General features: G+C 37.0%; 3 protein-coding genes and 1 pseudogene. 1 reads left to right on the top strand and 3 read right to left on the bottom strand.

The window, feature by feature from the left end:
* Nucleotides 1-1,164: 1,164 nt before the first annotated feature.
* A pseudogene (locus Q0238_RS10985) lies at nucleotides 1,165-1,404 on the top strand (helix-hairpin-helix domain-containing protein); the annotation flags it as partial.
* A gap of 778 nt (nucleotides 1,405-2,182) precedes the next feature.
* On the opposite strand, the gene Q0238_RS10980 reads toward Q0238_RS10985, so the two are convergent.
* From Q0238_RS10980 to Q0238_RS10970, 3 genes are all read right to left on the bottom strand, one after another.
* Entirely contained in the window at nucleotides 2,183-2,563 is a 381-nt protein-coding gene (locus tag Q0238_RS10980) for an Arm DNA-binding domain-containing protein (protein ID WP_297945993.1), read from the bottom strand.
* A 509-nt stretch (nucleotides 2,564-3,072) separates the two neighbouring features.
* On the bottom strand, nucleotides 3,073-3,351 hold the full coding sequence (locus tag Q0238_RS10975; protein WP_297945991.1) for a type II toxin-antitoxin system RelE/ParE family toxin: 279 nt from the start codon (nucleotides 3,349-3,351) through the stop codon (nucleotides 3,073-3,075).
* A complete protein-coding gene (locus Q0238_RS10970; RefSeq protein WP_297945989.1) occupies nucleotides 3,332-3,580 on the bottom strand; it encodes a hypothetical protein in 249 nt (82 codons plus the stop codon). The genes Q0238_RS10975 and Q0238_RS10970 overlap by 20 nt, the downstream gene beginning before the upstream one ends.
* Between the last annotated feature and the right edge of the window lie 516 nt (nucleotides 3,581-4,096).

Raw genomic sequence — 4,096 nt, 5'->3', positions numbered from 1 at the left:
TACTCGGACGGGGAAAGTAGGTCGCTGCAGGCTTTGTTAAAATTCCATAACTTTCCATACAATTTTCAATTTAAATTCTATTCTAATGTCTTTAGCTTATCACTTCTTTTATCTAATAAATATTGCTTGATAAATTTAAAATTCTAGCTTTTTAGAATTTTAGAACCTTCTGCAAATACAAATTTTAAATCTAGCCCTCCGCCACAATACAAAATCTCAAAACTCTGCATTAAATTTGACTTATATTGAGTGAAAAATGATACGGATTAAAATTTTTCTATAATACTTGCTTGTTTGTATCATTTTTTTAATACTATCTGTTGCGTTTGCTTTTTAACTTCTATGGTGCGATCTTTATTTCTAACCTCTACGAGCCTCATTTATGATTTATACGTTCGTTTTTAATACATTACCGCGTTTTTATATCTAAATTATAAAGCCGCCGGCAACTTATAAGGCTTTCGAATGATTTAAACTATATGCTAAATAAAGCTTGGCAGGCGTTATTACTTAATATAATGAAACGTTCTATAAGCAGATAAAACCCTATTAAAAATCAAGCCCAGAAAAGCATGTCCTACAAAAGCAAGCTTATTAATGCGGCTAAATTTTATTAAGATTACTCGTCTAGCTTTGCATGTAAAGTATCCGCGCCTTTCATAACACCAGCCGTCGCCGTATTATGCGTTCTAACATCGCCCGTAAAGCCTCCGTGCGTGGCAAGGTGGGCTAAATTCCATAAATACTGCTGCTTAACCTTTTACATGATTTAAATCCAAATCCCGTTTCAATGCTTGCGGTATTAAATTTAATATATATAGCTTTATCCTTTTCGGTCTCCAAAGAGGAAGCAAAAAAGGTGCTATTAAATTTAATATATCTAGCTTTATCCGTGCCTATCTGCTTTTTAAGATCAGGCTAAAATTTAAGGTATTTATTTAATAAAAGAGATCGGAACAGATAAAATTTCAATATATCTCTTAAATTTATCTCCCTTTAAGCCCGCTACAAATATAATCCCTACCGTATTGCAAGGTAGCGTAATAAGCATATAAAGCGGCACATATCTTCTCTAGCACTAACGCGGGATAGGTATGCAAAAGCCTCAATGCTAATAGACGTTTTATTTGGCAATACAAATATCTCAACCTAAAAGGACTTTTAATGAAAAACCTATTTAAATCCGCACTATTTCTATCGCTTCCTGCATTTATGCTAGCAGCAGTAAATTTAAACACTGCAAGCAAAGATGAGCTTATGGCACTTCCCGGTATCGGAGAGGCAAAAGCTCAGGCTATCATAGATTACCGCAAGGATAATAAATTTAAAGATATCGAGGATATCAAAAATATTAAAGGCATAGGCGATAAAAGATTTGAGCTTATTAAAGATGATCTTGCCGTAAGCGGCACTACCGATATAAGTGATCTAAAATCCGTAAAGCAAAAAGCGAGTAAAAAAGCTAAAGATACCGTCAAATCCTCTAAAGCTAAAGCAAACGCTAAATCGGAAAAGATGCAAGAGAAAATGGATGATAGCATGGATAAAGCTATGAATGAGGATGGTAAAGTAAAAGGCTCTACGGCTAAGTTGAAAGACGAAGCTAAAGAAGAGGGATCATCTAAGGCTAAAGGTAAGAGGGGCAAGAAGGGTAAGGGAGAGTAATTTCTCCCGACCTTAGCTCATTATTCTACAAGCCTAGCACTTGCGACGAATCATGATCTACGTAGCAAGAGCATAAATTTAGGCGGAGCTATGGAAGTGTGCAAGATTTCAATTCGAATCTTGCGTAATTAGCTTACTCGACTATACTGTAGATTTAGAAGTTTACAGTTCGATTTAAACTTGCGGATGCAATTTTATTTTATGGTACGGCGAGCCGATATTTTTTGGAATTTTAAGGTGTAAATTCTTGATTTTTCATAAATTTTAATCTCACTGCTTTTAAACAGAACTAAAATTACCCTAAAGACCGCCTAACTACAGCAAGGTATCGGCAAATCGATTACCGGCGCGTTTCAGCTAATGCCTAGAAATCGTGTAGGCCAAATGTCAAGCCATAAGAAATCATAGTGGTTTAGGGTGCAATTTTGCAGAAGTGGCAGTGGGTTTATTTTACAACAAAGCGTATGGCGTAGCGGTTAAAAAGACCACAAGAGGATAGATTTAAAGCAAATTTACCCTATTTAAACGCCAGTATTATCACGATTGATATAAGTTTTATTTTTATAAATTCGTCAAACAAGTTTTTGGATTTATACTTATCCGATTTGCCTAAGATTACGTTTAGCTCCTTGCCTTGTGATAGTTGAGCTAGAAGGGCGTTGGCATCCCTGCGTGCTTCTGCTACGGAGTAGATACCCGGGCGAAATTCGCTAAGCGTCTTAGTAGTAGTATCTTTGCCATCTTTTCTAAGTCTGATTTTAAAGGTCTTTAGCCCTTTGGGAGAGACATATACATAAAGCTCTTTCGGATTACCTACAACTTTAAAATACATTCGATCTTTGCATTCTAAACCCCTAATGTCTTTATCGGTTAAATTTGCACTTGATACGTTAGCCATTGAATGCTCCTTATTAATATTAAGGGTAGCGTGAGCTTATAATGCGAAAAAGCCCACTAATAAGGTCCTTATTTTTTCAGAAATAATTATATTACAAACAAAAATAAAAAGAAAGAAAAGTAATCGAAACATGAAATAAGCACCTATATATCGGAATTAAATGAAAGTAAAAAGAAAAGACTTAGTGGTGGTTAGAGGCGACTTGACGATATCATTAATAAGCCCAATAATACGCTATTTTAATGATAAAAACGGCAAAAATATTTTTCAAATATTTTTTGGGCGATTAAGTTTTTAAGCTTCAAAAAGGCGATAATGAAAAGTTTACTTTTCAATATTAAACGCGAGCAAGTGCCCTAAAATAGGACTTTACATTTTAGAATTTTTCAGTTTTTAAGTTTCGCTAGCTTAAACGGCTAGATTTCTCTTAAGAATTGAAAAATTTTACGGCTTTTTTAGCTCGAAACTTAATTAAGGTTTATTTGTGAAACTAAGTCGTTTTAATCGCTTCACGTTTGCCACTCATTCGCTCCGTAAATGCCTAAGACGTAAATCGTCTCGCTCTCTATTAGATATGGGATAACGTAGCCTTTGAAAATTAAATCCCTAGCGTTGTCTTTCTTAACCTTTTGGCTAAGCCTATGCGCTAAGGGCATATTTTTTAAATCTAGGCACTTTCGAAAAACCTCATCGATGAAACTATCCGCTCTGTTTGGGCTGTCTTTAGCGATGAAGTCTTTTATCGCGTCAAGCTCGTCAAAAAAGCGACTATGAAATTTTACGCGCATATTTGCCCGCTTTTATCCGCTCTATCGTATCGCGTGCAGTCGCTTCGTCTATTAGCCCTTTGCCTTTTAGGGCTTCGTCCGCGCGAGCGTTTAACTCTTTAACATATTCGTCCGTTAGTTCGGTCGTAAGCGTCTCAAAACTCGCATTCGCGCTGCTGGCTAAAATCTTGCCTATGGCGACGAGCTGGCGCATTACGGTCTCGTCCGTTCGTATGGTTAGAGTTTGCATTTATTGACCTTTGTTTTAAAATCCACCCTTATTTTAACTTCTTGCTGCTTAGGGTTTGATAAGACATCGCTTTTTTGTTCGCTCTCGCTCGCGAAATTGCGCCTAAATGTGAAATTTTAGGCATCGCCATTCCCTACCTATGTTCATTTTTTTATTTCGCCATCCCGATTAGCCGATGTAGTGCCATATCTTAGTGCCTTTGATAAAATTTAGTAAAAATATGGCATAATTCGCTCGTGAATAGGCGAAAGGGATGAGTGAAAACAAAATGCCCTAGCGCTAGGCGCATTATCGCCCCGTGCGGTACGTAGTTATTCTGCGGTATCCGTTCGTGTGAGGGTTGGGCGGTCTCGCCGCCTATTTAACAAAAGGCTTCTAAAGGAGCCGTCTTAGAATAAAGTCTTAATATGTAATGTTAAGACTTCCCTGTAAAGCAAGCGAACGGTCAAAAACAATAACGACACAGCATAGCCTGCCCGGGATTTTTCCTGTGTAGAGGAAGGTGGCTCTACCGCT

This window comes from uncultured Campylobacter sp., assembly GCF_938045775.1.
GTDB lineage: Bacteria > Campylobacterota > Campylobacteria > Campylobacterales > Campylobacteraceae > Campylobacter_B.
Note: the sequence above shows the minus strand (reverse complement) of the source record. Positions and strands in the feature narration are given on the sequence as shown.